Genomic DNA, 20,796 nt, shown 5'->3' with positions numbered 1-20,796 from the left:
GGCTTTTTGCCTCTTTTCGCCTTGAAAGTGGTGTCAGAGATATATTTTGTTTAATAAAAAAAAGCGGAGAAGATTAAGCGTTTAGTGCTTCTACCGCTTTTAGCATTAATAATCCAGCTTCGTTTACGCTATTTCTTCCGAGATATTTCGCTTCTCTTGCTGCGATATACGCTTTATCGAATGTTTCTTTGCTAAGTCCTGAAGCTTTAATGGCTTTTTTAATGTTTTCAGGAAGAATTCTTACTTTTTGTTCTTTTACATACATACTTCCCGTATCCGCAATTGCTTTTACAACTCTGTAAATTGTCGGATTAATAGGAGCTCCGAATCCTTCAGGAACACCGCTCATCGCTTCATCCATCATTTTTCCATATTCAGTCTCTACGATATGTCCGTCAGGCATAACTTCGATGAATCCTTTTGCTTCAAGTTTGTCGATAGCTTCAAGAATTTTTCTTCTTTCGTCTTCATCTTTACCTTCAAGAATGTTTTCACAAGCAATTCCCGCATCCGGAATCATTTTGAAAATATCCATTTCATATCTTGTCATATAAGGCATTTTCGGATGAGTTGCAAGTTCTTCATACATAAGTCCAGATTTGCTTGGTTCATATGTACCGAGAATTCTTTCTCTTCTTGCTTCTTCCACCCACTCTCTATTCGGAGCGCTGAAGATTTTGTTTGAAATAGCGAGTGTTTTAACAGACCAGCTGTGAATCGCTCTTTCGTCATAGTTTTGATCTTCGATTACTTTTTCTCCGTCAGGTGTTACGAAATAAACGGCTTTTCCTTTTTCATCAACACCCTCAGTAATTAGTCCGAACGCTTCAAGGCTGTATAGGTATTCTCTTAAATCGAAGTTTTCATCAAACCATTTTTTCTTATCAGCCAAATCAGCGAATTTTTTAGCGATTTCTTGTTTTTTCTTAGGCATTTCATCAAGTCTTCTACCGTATTTTTCAAGGAGTTTTTTATATTCTCTGATTTTTCTTTCAAGTAATTCCGCTTTAATTTCGTTAAATGTCGGTGTTTCTTCAGGGTTTTCAGGAACTTTTTCATCCCAAATATGTTTAATAGTTTTTAGTGTTTCAACTTCTTCTTCAGAAATTGCGAATGTTTTTAAAGGTTTTTCTGTTTTGTCTTTGTAGATTCTGTAAACTTCAAGAGCTTTTTCTCCGGCTTTTGTTAATTCGTCTACATCGGCAACATATCCTAAAGCTTCAAGATTCGCAAGACTATCAAGGTCGATTTCTTCTCCGTCAGCTACTTTTGCGATATCTTCTAAAATTGATAAATCAAGTACGCTTCCTTCACTTGCCCATCCACCGTAAGTTAATGTTTCTTTTACCGCTTGTCCAAGTTCGGTGAATGTGAAGAATTCTCCGTTTGGAATAGAGTATGCGATTAGTCTCATCGCTTCAAGTAAGTCTTTTTTATTACCTTCTACCGGTAGATAATGAGCATCTGTCGGACCCATAGGTGATTTTCTTATGTATTCTGCAAGCTCCGCATCAATTACAAGCTCAGGATTTGTAATTTTGTATGCTTCGTATAAATCAAGTGCTTCTTGAGTTAATTCACCATTTTCTGCAAATCCTCTTTTTTCAAGTTCGTCGTTTGAAATTTTTGTCGTTTTGTTTTTGTTTTTTACAGCAGCATCAATCATTGCGATAACTTCACTACTTACCCATTTGAAGTTATCTTTCCATTCGTCGATGTTTTCGATTTTGTCTTTAACTCTGTTAAGTACATCGGCTACAATCGCACCCGAATATGTAAATTCAGCTACCGCCGGCATTGGGAATCTGATAATTCCACCAAGGTTTAACTCTTCTACAGCTTCATTGTTTAAAGCTTCCGTTTTAATTGTTTTTGTGTCGCTGTTAAGCAGTTCCAATATAATTTTTGCTGCTTCTTTCTTAATAATCATTGCGCGCCTCCTGTTAATTTTTTTGCAATTTTAACATATAATTTTTATTTAGTCAATATGACTAAACTTTTGTTTTGGCTAGAGCAGGTCGGAGGATTTAAAGTGAAATGTTAACCAAAATCGGCAAAAAAGTATAGTTTAATAATATTTAATGTAATAAAGAAAAAAAGAAGAAAAATTATTCTTTTTCTTTTTGTTTAGGGGCTTGAGATTCTTGAGGCGCTTCTTTTTCAGGGTTTACGATTTTAGCGATAATAATCGATACCCCGTAAAGTACGAGCAAAGGAGTTGCCATTGCAAGTTGTGAGAATAAATCCGGCGGTGTTAAAACGGCCGCTAAGATGAAAATAATAACAATTGCATATCTTGCAAAATCTTTTAGCGTTCTGTCGGTAACAAGACCCAATTTTGCCAAGAAATACGTTACTACCGGCATTTCAAACGCTATACCGAATCCGAGCATCAGTTTGCCGAAAAAACTTACGTATTCGCTCATTCTCGGCATTGCCGTAAATTCGCTACCACCGAATTGAATAAGCATTTTAAACCCGACCGGAAATACGACATAATACGCAAACGCCGCTCCGGCTACAAACATTACCGTTCCCCAAAAAACGAACGGAATGATAAGTTTTTTTTCGTGTTCGTATAATCCGGGCGCAATAAAAGCCCATATTTGATATAAGATAAAAGGAAGCGACATAAAAAGTCCCGCAAAAAGCGAAATCTTCACAGCCGTAAAAAACGGCTCGGCAAGTCCGGTAAAGATAATTTCGCTGTTTTTGGATACTTTAAGCGCTTCTAATAGAGGTTGGCTCATCCATTGGAATATCTCTTTCCAAAATACGAACGCCAATATGAAAAATATGAAATAAATTACTACTATTTTAATAAGCCGAGAGCGGAGCTCGGCAATATGCGGTTTTAAATCTTCAAGCATTGTTTTGTGTTGTGTTTTGAGTATTTTGAGTAGTTGTAGTGTTTGCTTTGTCTTCTACTTTTTCAGTAGGTTTTACAGACGCTTCTTCTTCGCCTTCTTTTACAGCGTCTTTGAAGTTTTTGATACCTTTTCCGAGACCTTGAGCAAGTTCAGGGATTTTTTTACCACCGAAAAGAAGTAATACCACTAATAAAATTACGATAATTTGCCAAGTACTTACACCCATTTTGTTTCCTTTAAATTGAGATTTTAGAGAATTTTAACATAAAATGATTAAATGGTGGCATTCTTTGATAAAATTTGAATAAAAAAAGGCGATAAATGTTGAAATTGGCTGTTTTTGATTTCGATTCGACATTAATGGACGGCGAGACTATAGATTTTTTAGCCGAACCTTTAGGACTTAAAGATAAAGTTGCCGCAATTACCGAAATGGCAATGAGAGGCGAGCTTGATTTTTTTGAAAGTCTTATTATGAGAGTAAAACTTCTTGAAGGCTTGGAAGAGAAAAAAGTAGATGAAATTTGTCATAATCTTCCGTTTATGCCCGGAGCCGATGAGACGATTAAGGCTTTAAAAAAAGATAATATAAAAGTGGTTGTTTTTAGCGGCGGCTTTAGAAACGCGACTTCTTATGCAAGAGAAAAATTGGGATTTGATGCCGATTTTAGTAATACATTACACGCAAAAGACGGAAGACTCACAGGTCTTGTAGGCGGTGAGATGATGTTTAGTCATTCAAAAGGCGATATGCTTGTTAGAATTCAAAATATTTTGGGGGTAAGTCCTGAAGAGACTATGGTAGTTGGTGATGGTGCGAACGATTTGAGCATGTTTAAACATGCGAATACAAGAGTTGCTTTTTGTGCTAAAGAAGTTTTGAAAAAAGAAGCCAATATAATTATAGAAGAAAAAGATTTGACGAAAATACTTGAGTTTTTGTGAGTTAGTTAGTGAAATTGTAGAAATTTGCTCTTTTGTTGAGAGGGTTAATTTTTTATAATGTAAATTTGATAAAATCGAAAAAATGATAAGGAGTAATAATGAGTACGAGTATTTGGGTTGATTATCTTGATAGGGAGTTTTTGCAAGGCGAATTCAAAGATTTGGTAAATAGCGGTCTGGTAAACGGGCTTACGAGTAATCCGGCTATTTTTGCAAACGCTTTAAAAAAAGATATTTATAAAGAGGATTTTGAAAGACTAAAAGGAAAATCTCCAAAAGAAAAATATGAAGAGATTGCCGTAAAAGATATTCAACTTGCTTGCGATATTTTAAAAGATAAATACGAAGAGGGTGATGACGGATATGCGAGTATAGAAGTTGACCCGAGACTTATTAACGATGCAAAAGGAACTATTGACGAAGCTCTAAGACTTTATGATAAAATACAAAGAGATAACGTTATGATTAAAATTCCGGCAAACGAAGCCGGGTATAAAGCAATGGAAGAGCTTGCAAAAAGAGGTATCAATATCAACGCAACTCTTGTCTTTTCACCGAACCAAGCCATGAGAGCTCTTGAAGCGATAAGCAAAGGTCCGAGAACTATCGACGGAGTTATTTCAATTTTTGTGAGTAGATTCGATAGAAAACTAAATCCGCAACTTGCAATGCAAAATCTTGCAAAAGATAGAGTCGGATTTTTTAACGCTATTAAAATTTACAACCAAATCGAAGAAAAAGGGCATCCGAATATTAGAGCGCTTTTTGCAAGTACGGGAGTAAAACAAGAATATTTACCAAAAGACTATTACGTACAAAATCTATATTTGCCTCATAGCGTATTAACGTTACCGCTTGATGTAATCGAAGAGATAAAAGATAAAGAACTTGAAGAGTCGTTTCATTTTCAAACGAAACATATCGATGCGTTTATGAGCTTTTTGACACCGGCAGGGATTAATATGCAAAAAGTATATCAAGAGTTGTTTGATGAAGGAGTTAAAGCGTTTGAAGAAGCTTTTGAAGGGATGCTTAACTCTATAAAGGAATAAAATGGTAAGAGAAGAATTAAATAGATACTTATATGCTTTAATTAAAAATCACGGCTCAGACTTACACGTCAAAGCCGGTAGTGGTATAAGAGTTAGAATTCACGGAATTTTGCACAAAGTCGAATCACCTAAACTTACGAGAGAAGGTGTTATAAACCTTCTCAAAGAACTTTTAAGAAGCAGATTTAACGAATTAGTCGAAAAAAAAGAGATAGATTTTTCTTATAAATTGGATGAAAACTATCGTTTTAGGGTCAATGCATTCTTTCAGGTTGACGGCCCTTCTATAGTGTTTAGGGTTATTCCTATAAAAATTCCAACAATAGAAGAACTCGGACTTCCTAAAGTCGTAAAAAAATTTGCCATGATGGAAAGAGGACTTGTACTTGTAACGGGAGTTAAGGGTAGTGGTAAATCTACTACTCTTGCCGCGTTGATTAACGAAATTAATGAAAAAAAACCAAAACATATTATAACTATCGAGGACCCGGTAGAGTTTATTCACAAAGAGAAAAAGGCTTTAATCAATCAAAGAAGTTTAGGAGAAGATACTCTGAGTTTCTCAAGTGCTCTTCGTGCGGCACTTCGTGAGGACCCGGATATTATTTTGGTCGGTGAGATGAGGGATAAAGAAACAATGGAAATAGCGCTTCACGCTGCTGAGACTGGGCATCTAGTATTTTCTACGTTGCATACACTTGATGCAAAAGAGACACTTAATAGGATTATTGGTATTTTCCCGCCTGATGAGCAGCCGAGAATCAGACTTGTTTTAGCTTCCGTGCTTGAGGGTATTATTTCTCAAAGACTTGTACCGACAGTGGATAGAAAGAGGGTAGCAGCTATGGAGATTATGCTTAAAACCGCAAGAATAAAAGAGCTTATTCTTCAAAACAGAGACCAAGAAATCAAAGACGCAATCGAAGAAGGTAAAAAAGTATACGGTACTCAAAGTTTCGATCAGCATTTAGTGGATTTGGTTCTTGAAGGAAAAGTAAGTGAAGAAAGAGCAATCGAATTTGCTACTAGTCCGGATGATTTCTTACTAAAACTTAAAAAAGAAAAATTCCAAAAAGGTATAGCAGGTACCGATGAAGATGTGATTTCTCTTAAAGGTGACGGTGATAAGTAATCTTGATAATGAAATTAAAAGAAAACTTTTAGTAGAAAACCTGCTTGTCGGGTTTATTATTTTTTTGAGTGTTTTAGCCGGAGTGAAAAGTTATCTATTTTTTAAAGAATTTTTTTATAAATATACGGATTCAAAACTCTTCTCCGCCGCTATGAATGCAAACGAGTTCGTTTTAGGTGAAAAATTTTATAAAAAAATATTTTTAGGCACTTTATCTAAAAATGATGATGAAAACTACTCGTTTTTACTGACAAAATTTGCAAAAAATGCCGGTGTTACATATGTTTATTCTATGATTGACAAAAATAACTCGGTATATTTTTTGGCTTCTTCCTTGACTCAAAAAGATATAAAAAACGGAGATATTTATGCATATATGCAAAAATATCCGGAAGCTACCGAAACTTTAAAAAACGTATTTAAAAACGGAAAAATCGCTTTTGAAGAATCAAAAGATAGGTGGGGATATTTTAGAAGTATTTTGATTCCGATAGATTCTAAATACGGCAGATACGTAATAGGTGCGGATTTAAAAATTAGCGATATAAAGAAAAGTTTTGACGAATATAAAATAAAACTCTTTTCCATTTTAGGGCTTGTCGATATTTTTGCTCTAATGATTGCGTTTTTTTATTATAGGCTTGTAAAAGAAGAGAAAAGACATCTTGAAGAGATTTGTTCTTTAAACGAAAAACTCGAAGAGATGAATAAAAATCTCGAAAAAAGAGTAAAAGAAGAGAGTGAGAAAAGAATAAAACAAGAAGAGTTGATTTTAAGAGAATCAAAATACATCCAAATGGGTGAGATGATGGATGCGGTGGCTCATCAGTGGAAAGTGCCTTTGAGTGCGATTATGCTTGAGAGCGGGCTTTTGAAGATGATAATCGAGAAAAAAGGGTGTATTGACGATGAGATTAAAAAATCGATAAACAATATTCAGGAATATGTTAATCACTTAAACGAAACTTTGGATAATTTCAGAAACTTTTTGAATACCAAAAATTATGAAGAGTTTTTGATAAGCGAAGCGGTTGAGAGTGTTAAAAATTTGGTTAAAGATTTGTTGATTATTAATAATGTAAAATTAGAAACACAAATAAAAAATTTTAAAATATACGGCCGAAAAAATGATTTCGAGCATATTTTGTTATCGCTAATAGACAATTCGATAAAAATTTTTAATCAAAGAAATGTTGATGAAAGAGTTATAAAAATAACGGCAAAAGATTATGAAATAATATATGAAGATAATGCCGGAGGTGTTGAGGGTGATATTGAGAAAATTTTTGATTTTAACTACTCAAAAACCGGCGGCAGCGGTATCGGACTATATATAGTGAAAATGATTTTGGATAAATACGGAGGCGATATAAAAGCTCAAAATATCAAAAACGGAATCAGGTTTATTATAAATTTGAAAAAATTTAGATATAATTCCAATTCGAAAAAAATTAAGGAGTAATTATGCTTGAAGGAATTATCAGAGAGAGTACTTCTAAGTCTGCAACTAAAAAGCTTAGAAGAGATGGTTATCTGATAGCTAACATTTACGGAAAAGGTGTTGAAAACGTAAATGCAGCATTTAAAACAGGTGATTTCATCAAATATCTAAAAAACAAAGAACATTTAATCTTCCCGGTAAAAGTTGGAGATAAAGAATTCAACGTTGTAGTGCAAGAATATCAAAAAGACCCTATTACAGGTGAACTTTTACATGTAGATTTACTTGTGGCTCAACCAGGAGTAAAACAATACTTCTACGTTCCGATTAAACTAAAAGGTACTCCTATCGGTCTTAAAAACAAAGGTGTACTTGTATATCACAGAAGAAGAATCAAAGTTAAATCAGCGCCTGAAAACTTACCTGATTACTTCGAACTTGACGTAAGCAATCTTGATGTTGGTGATAACATCTTAATTAGAGATATCGAAATGCCAGAAGGTGTTGAGTGCTATCTAAACCCTTCAATTCCGGTTGTAGGTGTTATTAAGGCTAAATAATCCCAAAAAAGCTTCTCGCTTTTTTGGCGAGTTTTAAAGAGGTTGTATGAAACTGATCGTAGGTCTTGGAAATCCCGGTTCTAAATATGAAAAAAATCGTCACAATATCGGCTTTTTGGCAGTTGATTATCTTATAAAAGAATTTAACGCTACAAAACTTTCTTCCAAATTCAAAGGCGAACTTTATAAATCCGACGAATATCTTTTTTTAAAACCTACAACTTATATGAATTTAAGCGGTGAGAGCGTTAGGCTTGTTAAAGATTTTTATAAGATAGAAAATGACGATATTATCGTAATTCATGATGATATAGATTTGAAATTGGGCGCATTGAGATTCAAAAAAGGCGGCGGTAGCGGAGGTCATAACGGATTAAAATCGATTGATGCTAATATTGGAAATGATTATTGGAGAGTTAGAATCGGTGTCGGAAGACCCGAGAGAAAAGAGATGGTGGTTAGTTACGTACTTAGTGATTTTGAAGATGAAGAGCTTGAGTGTTTGGAAAAACTATTTCCTTTAATCAAAGAAGCGATAAAAGATATAAAAAACGCCCCGAGTCGTTATTCTAAAAAAGGGTGTTAGTGTATTTTAGATATCTGTTAAAAAAATATTTTAAAAGTTTTATGCTTGTTTTTATAGGACTATCTTTTTTGTACGTAATAGTCGATTTTATGTTTAATTACGCAAAACTTCCGTCTTCTTCGAATCTTCAGGTTTTATATGCTTTTTATGTTTTTATATACGCTTCATACACTCTTTTTCCGCTTGCGATAATTTTCGGATTTTTGCTTAGTGTTTCGTCGATGATAAAATTTAACGAATTCGTCAGTTTTTATTCTTTGGGATTCAGACCCAAAAAACTTCTTAAACCATTTTTGATTTTCGCTTTATCGGTTACCGCTTTGATGTATCTTTTGCAATCTTCAAAACTTGCTTATGCAAACCAATACGCTACATCGATAAAAGAAAATTTCAACTATAAAACCTATAATCTTTTTTTGAAGTATAAAAATAATATCGTATATATAAAAAGTATCAATCCTTTTTCGAAAATGGCGTGGGGTATAAAAGTTTTTGAGATAAAAAACAGAAAAATCACAAAAGTTATTTATGCAAAAAGAGCCGTTTTCGAAAATGACAAATGGAAAACTAAAAACGCCGAAATTATGACTTTAAAACAAAACGTTTGGCAAAAAGAGCAAAAACCGCTCGTTTTTTTGGAAAATTTTACCCCCAAAATCCTTTCGAACTTAAAAACGCTTGATAATATCTCATTTTATGACGCGTATATAACCATCAGATATTTTAAAGATATAGATTTGAATATGATTTTATCCATAGTCTTTTTTAAAATCTTTACGCCGCTTTTAATGATAGCTTTTTTAATATATCTTTTTTTCACAGCTCCGATACATGTCAGAATTTCAAACGTTTCTCTTTTTATGATAAAATCCGTCACATTTTCGGTTCTTTTATGGGCGGGTGAACTTTTGATTTTTAAATTCGCAAAACAGGGAATTTTACCGTTTTGGACTTTAGCAGTGCCGTTTTTGGCGATTGTTGTAATAGATTTTTTAGTAATAAGGAGAAGTTATGATTGATTTTAAATATTTAGCACAAAAATACGATACGCCTTTATACGTTTATGATTTTAATCATTTTACGCAGCAGTATAACGCACTTAAAAACGCTTTTAAAGCAAGAAAAAGTATTATCGCTTATGCGGTAAAAGCCAATTCCAATCTTTCGGTTATCAGACATTTTGCAAATTTGGGAAGCGGTGCTGATTGCGTTAGTATCGGAGAGGTAAAAAGAGCGCTTTTGGCAGGTGTTGATAAATACAAAATAATATTCTCAGGCGTGGGAAAAAGAGACGATGAAATAAAAGAAGCGATTCAAAAAGATATTTTGATGATAAACGTAGAGAGTGAAGCAGAGCTAAAAAGAGTTGATGCAATCGCTAAAGAACTTGGAAAAGTAGCAAGAATTTCTATAAGAGTAAATCCTAATATCGACCCGAAAACTCACCCTTACATTTCAACCGGACTTCACGAAAACAAATTCGGTGTGGATATCGAAACTGCTAAGGGGATGTATATTTTTGCTAAAAAAAGCGAAAATCTAAATCCTGTTGGTATTCATTTTCATATCGGAAGCCAGCTTACGGAACTCGAGCCTATAAGAGAAGCCAGTGAGATAGTCGCTAATCTTGTTAGAAGTTTAAAAGCTATTAACGTCGATATTAAGTTTTTCGATATCGGTGGCGGGCTTGGTATTAAGTATAAAGACGAAGAGTTGATTAAACCTTACGACTACGCTCAAGCGATTCTCTCGACTCTTAGCGGACTTGACGTGACTATTATTTGCGAGCCGGGTAGGTTTATGGTAGGAAACGGCGGATGGTTTTTGACAAAAGTGCTTTACGAGAAAGTAAACGGAGATAAGAGATTCGTTATTGTTGACGGGGCTATGAACGATTTGATAAGACCGAGTCTATATAACGCATATCACAAAATCGAAGTTCTAAACGACAATAAAGAAATAAGCAAAGCCAATATCGTTGGTCCGATTTGTGAAAGCGGAGATTTTTTTGCAAAAGATATCGACGTACCTAAAACGAATCCGGGAGATTTGATAGTGATACATAGCGCAGGTGCTTACGGATTTACGATGGCAAGCAACTATAACACCCGCCCAAGAGCCGCGGAAGTTGCTATTGAAGACGGAAACGACAGATTAATCAGAAGAAGAGAAACTTTTGAAGATTTAATCGCTTGCGAAGTTGATTATTTGGTATAAGAGGGAGATATGGAAAAAGGAGATAAAAAAAATCTTTTGGATTTGTTAAGTGATGAGGAATTTTTTGAGGTTATTAAAAACGATTTTTTTCCTCATATAGATCAAAAAATTAAAAATCTAAGCGGTTATAGCGGAGTTTATATTGATTTTGAAAATTTTTGGTATTCCGTTTTGGATTTTGCTGAAGATTTTTTAAGCAGATATGATTTCGAAGAAAAAGACGAAACGGAAGAAGAAAAAAGAATTCGCCAAGAAAAAAATCAAAAAACGATTGAATTTATCAAAAAATTTCTTGATGAAAAAATTGATCTTTTGATTGAAAAAATTAACGACAAATATAAAACCCAAGTTAGATTTATTAAAGCTTATGCGGATTTTAGTAATCTTTATGCCGTAAAAGAGATGAAAGAATATGGATTTAATATAATTGATTTTTTAAGAAGAAAAGGGATTCAAACGATAACTCCTTATGTCAGAGGATATAAAGATATGTCCGATAGGGCTTTAATTTTGGGAGTTGTGGAAGATTTGCTTCATGAAAATGAAAATATTAGTAAAATTTTTATTTTAGCCGGTGATATCGATTATTATCCGCTTTTTGAATTTATCTCTCACAATTATCGAAAAGATTTTTTTATTCTTTCGTTTAAAAGCGTTTTAAGTAGAGAATATTACAAAATATTTTTTATGAAAAATAGAATAGTCGAGCTTGATAATCTGGTTTTTGATTTTGATTTGGATTCTAAAGAACTAAGAAAACACAAAAAAGAGAAATGTTTTAAGGATTTTATGATTGCCAAGGATATCAGATATCCTATAAAAGAAGAAAATCTGAAAAAAACGGCTGAAAATTTAGGAAAACATTACTATTTGAATTTTAGTGAAAAAGAAGTTAAAGAATTGAGCGATAAATTTTTAAATTCGAGGAGTTAAAATGAGAGGCTATTTTATTGACATTCAAGGCACTCTCATAGACGATAAAAATTTTTTGCCTCTTCCGGGGGCCGTTGAATTTTTAAAATACCTAAATTCAAAAAAAATTCCTTTTATTCTACTAACGAATAACACCAAAAGAGATTCAAAAGAGTTTATTGATTATTTGAAAAACTTGGGATTTGAATTTGAGAACTATCTCGACCCTTTAATGGTTTTGGACGATTACGTAAAAGGTAAAAAAATAGCGCCTTACGGGAATGAAAAATTCGTAGAGCTTATGAAAAAATATGAAATTGATTATAAAAATTCGGATGCGGTGGTGCTTGGAATAAAGCTTTTTTCAAATGAGGAGTTTGCGGATATTATCGAAATGCTTTTGAGAGGTTCCGAACTTATAGGAATGCATAAGACCTCTTTATATTCGAAAGGTGACAAAAGATATCCGGGACTTGGGGCTATTCTTGAGATGTTAAAATACGCCGTAAATAAAGATTACAAAGTGGTCGGAAAGCCAAGTGCTACGTTTTTTAACAGAGCCAAAGAGATTTTAGGGTTTGATTATGATAAAATAACCATTATAAGCGATGATTTGTACGGAGATTTGCTTCCGGCAAAAGATTTGGGAATGAAAAGCGTGCTTGTTTTAAGCGGAAAAATAAAATCGCCTGAAGAGATAACAAAAAAACCGGATGAGATATATAAAAATCTTGAAGACTATTTAAGAAACGGAGTGATAAATGAGCGAACTTGAAAAGAAGCTTTTAGTACTTAGAAAAAAGATTGATGAAATAGATAACGAAATATTAACTCTTTTGAATAAAAGAATGGAAATCGTAAAGGAAGTCGGTGAACTAAAAAACAACACAAACGCCCCTATTTACAGACCCGAAAGAGAAAAAGAGATAATCCAAAGGCTTACGAATTTAAGCAAACAGCAAAACGGAGTATTGGGTGAAGACGAGATAAAAGCCATATTTTTAGAGATTTTTGCAATTTCCCGCTCACTTGAGAGAAAAGAGAGAATCGCCTTTTTAGGACCTGAGGGGACATTTACTCACCAAGCGGCCGAGAGTAGATTCGGAGCGAACGCAAGATATCTCTCACTTCTTAATATCGAAGCGGTTTTTAAATCGGTAGCCAATAAGGAATCAAAATACGGAGTAGTGCCTATTGAAAACAATACCGAAGGGGTTGTGGGTATTACTCTTGATAGTTTGAAAAAATACGGAGTGAAAATAGTAGCCGAAATTTGCATGGAGATACATCACTCTTTTGCTTCTATGCAAGACGATTTGAAAAAAATAAAAAGAATCTATTCTCATCCTCAAGCTTATAATCAATGTCTCGGGTTTTTGGAAACTCACGGACTTTTGGATGTGGAATTCATACCTACCGAATCTACGGCAAAAGCTGCCGAACTTGCAAAAAACGATGAAAATTCAGGAGCTATTTGCTCTAAAATAGCGGCGAAATTATACAACGTGCCTTTGCTTTTTGAAAAAATTGAAGACAATAAATCAAACAGAACCCGTTTTATTATTATCAGCGATTTCAAAACTCAAAAATCAGGCAACGACAAAACGAGCGTAATCGCAAAAACATCTCATAAAACGGGGGCTTTGTTTGAGCTTTTAAAAAAATTCAAAGACAAAAACATCAATCTTTTAAAAATAGAATCACGCCCGAATAAAGACGATACATTTAATACTTGGTTTTATATAGATTTCGAGGGTCATATTGACGATGAAAAAGTAAAAGAGCTGATTGAATCGGAAAATATGATTTGGCTTGGTAGTTATCTTAGGGATTGTTGAGGGTAATAGGGAAAAGAGTAAGAGAAAAGGAATAGAGAGTAGTGAAGAGGTGAAGTGGTGGAGTAGTGAAATTGTGAGTTTGTTGGATGAAAAATATTAAAAGGTGAGGATATGTTTGAAAAACTAAAAGATTTAAAAGTCTATGAAGCCGGAAAACCGATAGAGCTTGTTGTAAGAGAATTCGGAATAAAGCCTAATGAAATTATCAAACTTGCAAGCAATGAAAATCCATACGGCCCGTCTCCTAAAGTAATAGAAGCGGTAAAAAATATCGCTCATTTGATGCATAGATATCCTGATGATAGTTTTTTCGAGCTCAAAGAGGGGCTTGCTAAAAAATTTTCTTTGGAGGATAAAAATTTTATAATAGGTGCAGGAAGCGACCAAGTACTTGAATTCGCAATTCACGGAGTAGCTCCGAAAAAAGTACTGATGGCGGGTATTACTTTTGCAATGTATGAGATTTATTCCAAACAAGTAGGCGCCGAAATTTTAAAAACACCTTCAAGTATGCATAATCTCGATGAATTTTTGGAAATTTATAAAAAAGAGAAGCCTGAAATTATCTTTTTGTGCGTACCGAACAATCCTCTTGGAGAATGTTTGGATGCCGATGAGGTGTATGATTTTATAGAAAAAATAGATAACGACACTTTGGTGATAGTTGACGGGGCTTATCAAGAGTTTGCGGCATATAAAGACGCAAAAAAAGCACTTGATGTTAAAAGACTCATTTCATATCCGAATGTTTTATATACGGGGACGTTTAGTAAAGCCTACGGACTTGGCGGAATGAGAGTTGGATATGGAATAGCAAACGAAGAGATTATAAGAAATCTTCACAAACTAAGACCGCCTTTTAATATTACCACTTTATCTTTGAAAGCGGCTCTTGAAGCGTTAAAAGATGAAGAGTGGGTGAGAATGGGAATTGAAAATAATTTCAAAGAAATGCAAAAATATATTGATTTTGCGAGAGAAAAAGGGTTTAATTATATAGATAGTTTTACTAACTTTATCGTTTTATACATTCCACAATCGACTGAAATAGCAGATAAACTTCTAAAAAGAGGTATTATTGTCAGAAATATGGCGAGTTACGGATTTGATGCACTGAGAATTACGATAGGAAAACCTGAGGAAAACGACAAAGTAATAAATACGTTGAGGGAGATTAGTTGAATTTTGAGGCTCTTTTTAAGCAGATAATAGATTTTTTCAATAGACTTAACAAAACTCAAAAATATATTATTATCGGTAGTATTGTCGCCGTAATTGCGATAATCTCCTTTTTGGTGGTTTTTAACACCACCTCTTCTAAAAAAACTCCCGGATACGCTATTTTATTCGAAAATCTAAAACCTCAAGATGCCGCTTTAATCGTGCAATATCTCGATAAAAAACAGATTCCTTATAAAATCCCTCAAAACGGAGTTATCGAAGTACCTAAAGAGATGGTACAAAAAGTAAGACTTGACGTAGCCGCTCAAGGGCTTCCGAAATCGAGCAAAGTGGGATTCGAGCTTTTTGATAAGAGTTCGTTCGGGGCAACGGATTTCGAGCAGAGGATAAAATATCTAAGAGCTCTTGAGGGTGAGCTTGCAAGGACTATCGAATCGATAGCGGCAGTGGAAGAAGCCAAAGTTAATATCGCTATTCCCAAACCTTCGGTTTTTGTAGATAAACAGCTGCCTCCTACGGCTTCGGTGTTGATAAAACTCAGACCGAATATGATACTTACTCCAAAACAGATTCAAGGAATCAAATGGCTTGTGGCTTCGGCCGTGCCCGGATTAAAACCCGATAATGTAAAAATAGTCGACCAATACGGAAATCCTCTTGGAGAAAATGACGAGCTGACTCAAAATAACGAACTTTTAAAAACCGAAATGCTTTATAGAAAAAGAATGGAAAAAGCTCTTGAAGATAAAATCGTATCGATTTTAGCGCCAATTGTAGGTGGAAAAGATAGAGTAGTTGCAAAAGTTTCTATGGATATAGATTTTTCACAAGTAAAATCAAAATCCACTATCTATTCACCCGATAACGTCGTAAGAAGCGAACAGACGTTAGAAGAGAGCCGTGTGGGTATGAAGCCTAAAGAAGTGGGCGGAGTGCCCGGAGTTGTGAGTAATATCGGTCCCGTACAAGGAACAAAAGGCGGACAGGTTATAGATAAATACAATAAAAGCGAAACTACTACCAATTATGAAATCTCAACGACGATAAAAGACGTAAAAGAGCCTTTTGCAAAGATTAAGAGAATTACGGCAGCCGTCGTAGTGGACGGACATTATAAAGACGTAAACGGTACTAAAAAATATATTCCTCTAAGCCCGCTTGAACTGAAAAACATTGAAAACTTAGTAAAAAACGCTATCGGATACGACCCGAAAAGAGGCGATAGCGTAACCGTTAGCAGTTTTGAATTTGCAAAAACCACGGCAAGTGCCAATACGACTCCTACAGGAAAAATTATGTATATTATGGAAAATTATTTAGGACCGTTTGCACCGGTGTTTAAGTATCTGTTTTTGGCAATCGTGTTGTTTGTTTTTTACAAAAAAGTAATTACTCCGTTTACTCAAAAAATGCTTGAGGTTAAAGTCGAAGAAGAAGAACTTCCGAAACCTGAACTTGAAATAAACGAAGAAGAACTTGAGACTACTTATGATAAAATAAAAGAACTAAAAGAAAAAGTAGAGCAACAGCTCGGTATTAGCAGCGATTTAAACGAAGAAGAGTTAAAATACGAAGTATTGCTTGAGAGAATTACGAAAATGGTAGAAGAAAACACCGAACAAGTTGCGAAAGTACTTGAAAACTTAATCAAAGAAGAACATCCGGAAGGAACATAAAATGGCGCTCTCACCACAACAACAGGCAATTTTAGACGAACTTTCAATGGCTGAAAAAATAGCTATTTTGTTAATTCAATTAGGAGAAGATTTAACGGCGCAGATTTTTTCATATATGGATGTCGAGGCGATAACGGAAATTTCAAAATATATCGCAACGGCAAAAGCTATAGATAAGGCGGTGGCCGCAGCTGTCTTAGAAGAGTTTTATGTCATTTTCCAATCAAATCAATATATTGCAAGCGGCGGTCTTGATTATGCAAAAGAGATTCTTTACAAAGCATTGGGGCCTGAAGAAGCGAAAAAAGTTCTTGACAGACTTGCAAAATCTCTTCAAAGCGAACAGACTTTCGGATTTTTACAAAAAGTCAAACCTCAACAGCTTGCGGATTTTATCGTAAACGAGCACCCTCAAACAATCGCACTTATTTTAGCGCATATGGACCCTACGAGCGCGGCTGAGACGCTTAGTTATTTTCCGGATGAAGTAAGAGCGGAAGTTTTGATGAGGATGAGTAATTTAGGAGATATTTCGCCGGCTGTGATTAAAAAAGTTAGTGCTATTTTAGAAACCAAACTCGAATCTCTAACAGGCTATAAAGTCGAAATCGGAGGAGTTAGATTCGTTGCTGAAATTTTTAACCGCTTAGGTCAAAAAGCGGCTAAAACAACCCTTAAATATATCGAGCAGCTAAATAACGACTTGGCAGAAGAGATTAAAGAAAAGATGTTTACTTTCGAAGATATTCTAAAACTCGACAACACAGCTATTCGCGAAATTTTAAAAGAGGTTGATAAAAACACTCTTATGGTGGCTTTAAAAGGTGCGCCTGAAGAGCTTAAACAAAAATTTTTAGCGAATATGTCTCAAAGAGCGGCAGCTGCGTTTGAAGAGGAGATGCAGTTTTTAGGGCCTGTTAAAGTAAAAGAAGTTGAAGCTGCTCAAAGAAAAGTTATAGAAATAGTTCAAAAACTTGCCGAAGAAGGTAAAGTAAGTATCGGAGCGGAGGAAGAGGTAATTGAGTAGAATAGTAAATGGTGGAAAAAGTGATAGACATATTGTGAAACCGTACCAGTTTAAAAGTCTTGATGATGTTAAAAATGAGGATAACGAATTTAAAAAGGTTGATTTTTCAGCCGAAACCAAAAAACCTCAAGAAGAAAACGACCCTTCTGTTACCCAAAACTCACCTGCACCAGATTCCGAAGTAGTCGAGAGACTTCTTGAAAAGATAGAAGAACTTTCGAATAATATAATCAAATCTCAAATGGAATTTGAAAAAGAGATAAAAAACTGTTATAACAAGTGCGAGGAAGAAAAACAAAAAATTTATAACGAAGTCTATGAAAAAGCAAAGCAAGAAGCAAAAGCCGAGTGTGAGGCTATGCTAAATGAAACGAAAAAATTATATGAAGATTCTATTGCTAAACTTCAGGAAGTGAATAAAAAATTTGAAGAGCAAATTAATAATTTGGAAAAAGAACTTACATCCGTAGCTCTTGATATGGCAAAAGAGATTATTCAAAAAGAGCTTAGCAAAGATTCAAACTCCGTAGCTCATGCACTTGCTAAATCTTTAATGGAGGATTTAAAAGAAGCAAGTAAAATTACTTTAAAAGTAAATCCGAAAAATGCGGAATTTTTAAAAGGAAAATTTGATAATATAGAGATAATTCCGGATGAAGCCGTTAAAGAGGGCGGTGTTGTGATTTTGAGCGATATAGGAAATATAGACGGGAATATTCATGAGAGATTTAAAGCACTAAAAGAAGCAATAGAAGGGAATGAATGAATATAAAAAGTTATAGTTTGCAAGAGCTTGAAAATTTAGCTGAAAAGATTAGAAAAAGAATTTTGGAAGTCGTATCCGCTAAAGGAGGACATTTAAGTTCGACTTTGGGAGCGGTGGAACTTATAATCGGTATGCATTATGTTTTTGACGTTGAAAAGGACCCTTTTATTTTTGACGTCTCTCATCAGGCGTACGCTCATAAGCTATTGACCGACAGATGGGAAAAATTCGATACTTTAAGACAATTCGGAGGCATTAGTGGATATACGAAGCCGAGTGAAAGTAAATACGACTATTTTAGTGCGGGGCACTCTTCTACGTCTATTTCTATAGCGGTAGGAGCCGCAAAAGCTATCAAACTTAAAAAAGAGGATAGAACGCCTGTCGTTTTAATCGGTGATGGCGCTATGAGTGCGGGTATGGTCTATGAAGCTCTAAACGAGCTTGGATATTTGAAACTGCCGGTTGTAATTATTTTAAACGATAACGAAATGAGTATCGGAAAGCCTATAGGGGCTATCAGTAAATATTTAACTCGTCTAAAAGCCGGAAAGTTTTATCAAAATTTCAAAGAAAAATTCAAAAAAATCCTTGAAGCCGCACCTGAAGATTTGAAATACACCGCAAAAAAAGTCGAAGAGTTTTTTAGTGTTAACGGAATTTGGTTTGAAGAGATGGGGCTTGAGTATATCGGTCCTATCGACGGGCATAATTTAGAAGAGATAATCGAAACTTTAAAAATTGCAAAAGAGCTTAAAAAGCCTGTCGTAGTACATGCAAAAACAATTAAAGGAAAAGGCTACAAACAAGCCGAGGGGTATTACGAACATTGGCACGGAGTCGGGCCTTTTGATTTGAAAACGGGAGAGCCTCTTAAAAAATCGTCTTTAAGCGCTACGAAAGTGTATGCGCAAAAGCTTCTTGAAATTGCAAAAAAAGACGAAAGAGTGGTAGGAGTTACGGCCGCAATGCCAAGCGGTACCGGGATGAAAGAGCTTATGCAAGCGTTTCCGCATAGATTTTGGGATGTAGGAATTGCCGAACAACACGCCGTAACCTCTATGGCTCCTATGGCAAAAGAGGGGTTTAAGCCGTTTGTTGCTATATATTCTACGTTTTTGCAAAGAGGATACGACCAGATTATTCATGACGTTTGTCTTGATAATTATCCCGTTAGATTCGCTATTGATAGAGCGGGGATAGTCGGGGCTGACGGAGAGACTCATCAGGGAGTTTTCGATATCGGATATTTAAGAATCTTGCCTAATATCACTCTTTTTGCGCCAAGAGACTTCGAAACTCTCAAAAAAGCTGTCGAATTTGCATATAACTTCGACAAAGGACCGAGTGCGTTTAGGTATCCAAGAGGTGCGTTTGTATTGCCTGATGGGGTTTTTGAAGCGAGCGTTTTCGAGCTTGGAAAAGGTGAAATTTTAGTTCAAAACGATGAAATTATGCTTATAGCCTACGGCAACGGAGTAGGAAAAGCTTACAAAGTGCATAAAGAGCTTGAAAAAAGAGGTATAAAAACGGGAATTTTGGATTTGAGGTTTGTAAAACCTTTTGATAAAGAGCTTTTAAGAAGCCTGAAAGCTAAAAAATGGTATGTAATAAGCGACAACGCAAAAGAGGGCGGAATTGCCGAAATGCTCGATAGTTTCGCAAACGAAGAAAACCTTAACGTTAAAATCGAAAGCTTCGAATATCCTGATAAGTTCATACCGCACGGAAGTGTCGATGAGGTCGAGAGATTTTTGGGTGTGGATTATTTGAGTATAGCGGAAAAAATAGCCGATGAAAATAGCGTATAAAAGCGATATTCACCTTGATTTTTGGGTAAAAGAAAAAAACCGAAATAAAATCAAAGATTTTATAAAAAACATTCTTTTTCCCAAAACTGCGGATGTTTTAATAATTGCCGGCGATTTGGGGCATGACAATTTACAAAACGCCCTTTTTTTAGAAGAGATAAAAAAATATTACGGCGTTGTTTTGGTGACATTCGGTAACCACGACCTTTATCTTTTGGATGAGGAATCTCTTAATAAATACAAAACATCCCACGCAAGACTTAGCGAGCTGAAAGAGTATATCCGTTTTATCGAAGGGGTTTATTTTTTGGACGGAGACATCGCCGATGTTGCGGGGATGAAGATTTTGGGTGCCGGAGGATGGTATGATTTTAGCTATGCGGTTAGGCATGGTATTTCTCTTGAAGTGATAAGAGGGCAGTGGGAAGTTATAATGAGAGACGCCAAATATATCCACCCGAAAATCGACCCTCCTACTTTTTCATCTTTTGAAAAGGAAAAAATCAGAAGTTTTATTTATGATGCCGATATCGTTTTTACTCACGTACCTCCGCTTTATATCAAATGTTTTGATGATGTGCTTATGAATAGCTTTTATACATTCTACGGATACGATTTGTTTGCGAATAATGTAAAATATTGGATATTCGGACATTGTCATCAAGCTCACGATTTTTATTACGATACGGTTAGGTTTCTTAGCTCTCCGCTCGGATATCCTGTCGGCAGAAGAGGGGAGTTTGGGATTAGAGATTTAAATATTAACTTAAAAGGATAAATA

20 protein-coding genes are annotated in these 20,796 nt (G+C 35.0%); 17 read left to right on the top strand and 3 right to left on the bottom strand.

Features of this window, described 5'->3' with window-relative positions; all coding sequences use genetic code 11:
- Nucleotides 1-73 precede the first annotated feature (73 nt).
- The 3 genes from EDC58_RS03995 to tatA form a co-directional block, all read right to left on the bottom strand.
- Nucleotides 74-1,930, bottom strand: coding sequence for a DUF505 domain-containing protein (locus EDC58_RS03995; RefSeq protein ID WP_123352225.1), 1,857 nt, complete (start codon nt 1,928-1,930; stop codon nt 74-76).
- Nucleotides 1,931-2,108: 178 nt separating this feature from the next.
- On the bottom strand, nt 2,109-2,870 hold the full coding sequence (gene tatC, locus EDC58_RS03990) for a twin-arginine translocase subunit TatC (RefSeq protein ID WP_123352224.1): 762 nt from the start codon (nt 2,868-2,870) through the stop codon (nt 2,109-2,111).
- Entirely contained in the window at nt 2,863-3,096 is a 234-nt protein-coding gene (tatA, locus tag EDC58_RS03985; protein ID WP_123352223.1) for a twin-arginine translocase TatA/TatE family subunit, read from the bottom strand. Before tatA ends, tatC begins: the two co-directional genes overlap by 8 nt.
- Before the next feature lie 95 nt (nt 3,097-3,191).
- On the opposite strand from tatA, the gene serB reads away from it, so the two are divergent.
- The 17 genes from serB to EDC58_RS03900 all read left to right on the top strand — a co-directional run bounded on the left by serB (nt 3,192) and on the right by EDC58_RS03900 (nt 20,793).
- A complete protein-coding gene (gene serB / locus EDC58_RS03980; protein ID WP_123352222.1) occupies nt 3,192-3,815 on the top strand; it encodes a phosphoserine phosphatase SerB in 624 nt (207 codons plus the stop codon).
- Nucleotides 3,816-3,913: 98 nt separating this feature from the next.
- A complete protein-coding gene (locus EDC58_RS03975; RefSeq protein WP_123352221.1) occupies nt 3,914-4,867 on the top strand; it encodes a transaldolase in 954 nt (317 codons plus the stop codon).
- A 1-nt stretch (nt 4,868) separates the two neighbouring features.
- Entirely contained in the window at nt 4,869-5,999 is a 1,131-nt protein-coding gene (locus EDC58_RS03970) for a type IV pilus twitching motility protein PilT (protein WP_123352220.1), read from the top strand.
- Nucleotides 5,989-7,461 carry a sensor histidine kinase gene (locus tag EDC58_RS03965; protein ID WP_123352219.1) on the top strand — a complete coding sequence of 491 codons (1,473 nt, stop codon included), beginning with the start codon at nt 5,989-5,991 and terminating at the stop codon, nt 7,459-7,461. The genes EDC58_RS03970 and EDC58_RS03965 overlap by 11 nt, the downstream gene beginning before the upstream one ends.
- Nucleotides 7,462-7,463: 2 nt before the next feature.
- Entirely contained in the window at nt 7,464-8,000 is a 537-nt protein-coding gene (locus tag EDC58_RS03960) for a 50S ribosomal protein L25/general stress protein Ctc (protein ID WP_123352218.1), read from the top strand.
- 46 nt (nt 8,001-8,046) lie between these two features.
- Nucleotides 8,047-8,586, top strand: a complete 540-nt coding sequence (gene pth / locus EDC58_RS03955) for an aminoacyl-tRNA hydrolase (RefSeq protein ID WP_123352217.1) — start codon at nt 8,047-8,049, stop codon at nt 8,584-8,586.
- Nucleotides 8,586-9,605 (top strand): LptF/LptG family permease, encoded by a 1,020-nt coding sequence (locus tag EDC58_RS03950; protein ID WP_123352216.1) that lies wholly within the window; start codon nt 8,586-8,588, stop codon nt 9,603-9,605. Before pth ends, EDC58_RS03950 begins: the two co-directional genes overlap by 1 nt.
- Complete coding sequence (gene lysA / locus EDC58_RS03945) at nt 9,598-10,803, top strand: diaminopimelate decarboxylase (RefSeq protein ID WP_123352215.1); 1,206 nt, start codon at nt 9,598-9,600, stop codon at nt 10,801-10,803. The genes EDC58_RS03950 and lysA overlap by 8 nt, the downstream gene beginning before the upstream one ends.
- 9 nt (nt 10,804-10,812) lie before the next feature.
- Nucleotides 10,813-11,736 carry an NYN domain-containing protein gene (locus EDC58_RS03940; RefSeq protein WP_123352214.1) on the top strand — a complete coding sequence of 308 codons (924 nt, stop codon included), beginning with the start codon at nt 10,813-10,815 and terminating at the stop codon, nt 11,734-11,736.
- Nucleotide 11,737: 1 nt separating this feature from the next.
- Nucleotides 11,738-12,490, top strand: a complete 753-nt coding sequence (locus EDC58_RS03935) for an HAD-IIA family hydrolase (RefSeq protein WP_123352213.1) — start codon at nt 11,738-11,740, stop codon at nt 12,488-12,490.
- On the top strand, nt 12,477-13,553 hold the full coding sequence (gene pheA / locus EDC58_RS03930; RefSeq protein ID WP_123352212.1) for a prephenate dehydratase: 1,077 nt from the start codon (nt 12,477-12,479) through the stop codon (nt 13,551-13,553). Before EDC58_RS03935 ends, pheA begins: the two co-directional genes overlap by 14 nt.
- 111 nt (nt 13,554-13,664) lie before the next feature.
- Nucleotides 13,665-14,735 (top strand): histidinol-phosphate transaminase, encoded by a 1,071-nt coding sequence (gene hisC, locus EDC58_RS03925; protein ID WP_123352211.1) that lies wholly within the window; start codon nt 13,665-13,667, stop codon nt 14,733-14,735.
- Entirely contained in the window at nt 14,732-16,411 is a 1,680-nt protein-coding gene (gene fliF / locus EDC58_RS03920) for a flagellar basal-body MS-ring/collar protein FliF (RefSeq protein ID WP_123352210.1), read from the top strand. The genes hisC and fliF overlap by 4 nt, the downstream gene beginning before the upstream one ends.
- A gap of 1 nt (nt 16,412) precedes the next feature.
- Entirely contained in the window at nt 16,413-17,438 is a 1,026-nt protein-coding gene (gene fliG / locus EDC58_RS03915; protein WP_123352209.1) for a flagellar motor switch protein FliG, read from the top strand.
- Nucleotides 17,431-18,204 (top strand): flagellar assembly protein FliH, encoded by a 774-nt coding sequence (gene fliH / locus EDC58_RS03910; protein WP_123352208.1) that lies wholly within the window; start codon nt 17,431-17,433, stop codon nt 18,202-18,204. Before fliG ends, fliH begins: the two co-directional genes overlap by 8 nt.
- A complete protein-coding gene (gene dxs / locus EDC58_RS03905) occupies nt 18,201-20,015 on the top strand; it encodes a 1-deoxy-D-xylulose-5-phosphate synthase (protein WP_123352207.1) in 1,815 nt (604 codons plus the stop codon). Before fliH ends, dxs begins: the two co-directional genes overlap by 4 nt.
- Nucleotides 19,999-20,793, top strand: coding sequence for a metallophosphoesterase family protein (locus EDC58_RS03900; RefSeq protein WP_123352206.1), 795 nt, complete (start codon nt 19,999-20,001; stop codon nt 20,791-20,793). The genes dxs and EDC58_RS03900 overlap by 17 nt, the downstream gene beginning before the upstream one ends.
- Nucleotides 20,794-20,796: the final 3 nt, after the last annotated feature.

The sequence above is a fragment of the Caminibacter pacificus genome, assembly GCF_003752135.1.
Classification (GTDB): Bacteria; Campylobacterota; Campylobacteria; order Campylobacterales; family Nautiliaceae; genus Caminibacter; species Caminibacter pacificus.
Note: the sequence above shows the minus strand (reverse complement) of the source record. Positions and strands in the feature narration are given on the sequence as shown.

Bases quoted from the DNA above. Each gene is read 5' to 3' on its own strand.
- EDC58_RS03995 (WP_123352225.1), bottom strand. From the start codon at position 1,930: ATGATTATTAAGAAAGAAGCAGCAAAAATTATATTGGAACTGCTTAAC.
- tatC (WP_123352224.1), bottom strand. From the start codon at position 2,870: ATGCTTGAAGATTTAAAACCGCATATTGCCGAGCTCCGCTCTCGGCTT.
- tatA (WP_123352223.1), bottom strand. From the start codon at position 3,096: ATGGGTGTAAGTACTTGGCAAATTATCGTAATTTTATTAGTGGTATTA.
- serB (WP_123352222.1), top strand. From the start codon at position 3,192: ATGTTGAAATTGGCTGTTTTTGATTTCGATTCGACATTAATGGACGGC.
- EDC58_RS03975 (WP_123352221.1), top strand. From the start codon at position 3,914: ATGAGTACGAGTATTTGGGTTGATTATCTTGATAGGGAGTTTTTGCAA.
- EDC58_RS03970 (WP_123352220.1), top strand. From the start codon at position 4,869: ATGGTAAGAGAAGAATTAAATAGATACTTATATGCTTTAATTAAAAAT.
- EDC58_RS03960 (WP_123352218.1), top strand. From the start codon at position 7,464: ATGCTTGAAGGAATTATCAGAGAGAGTACTTCTAAGTCTGCAACTAAA.
- pth (WP_123352217.1), top strand. From the start codon at position 8,047: ATGAAACTGATCGTAGGTCTTGGAAATCCCGGTTCTAAATATGAAAAA.
- lysA (WP_123352215.1), top strand. From the start codon at position 9,598: ATGATTGATTTTAAATATTTAGCACAAAAATACGATACGCCTTTATAC.
- EDC58_RS03940 (WP_123352214.1), top strand. From the start codon at position 10,813: ATGGAAAAAGGAGATAAAAAAAATCTTTTGGATTTGTTAAGTGATGAG.
- EDC58_RS03935 (WP_123352213.1), top strand. From the start codon at position 11,738: ATGAGAGGCTATTTTATTGACATTCAAGGCACTCTCATAGACGATAAA.
- pheA (WP_123352212.1), top strand. From the start codon at position 12,477: ATGAGCGAACTTGAAAAGAAGCTTTTAGTACTTAGAAAAAAGATTGAT.
- hisC (WP_123352211.1), top strand. From the start codon at position 13,665: ATGTTTGAAAAACTAAAAGATTTAAAAGTCTATGAAGCCGGAAAACCG.
- fliG (WP_123352209.1), top strand. From the start codon at position 16,413: ATGGCGCTCTCACCACAACAACAGGCAATTTTAGACGAACTTTCAATG.
- dxs (WP_123352207.1), top strand. From the start codon at position 18,201: ATGAATATAAAAAGTTATAGTTTGCAAGAGCTTGAAAATTTAGCTGAA.
- EDC58_RS03900 (WP_123352206.1), top strand. From the start codon at position 19,999: ATGAAAATAGCGTATAAAAGCGATATTCACCTTGATTTTTGGGTAAAA.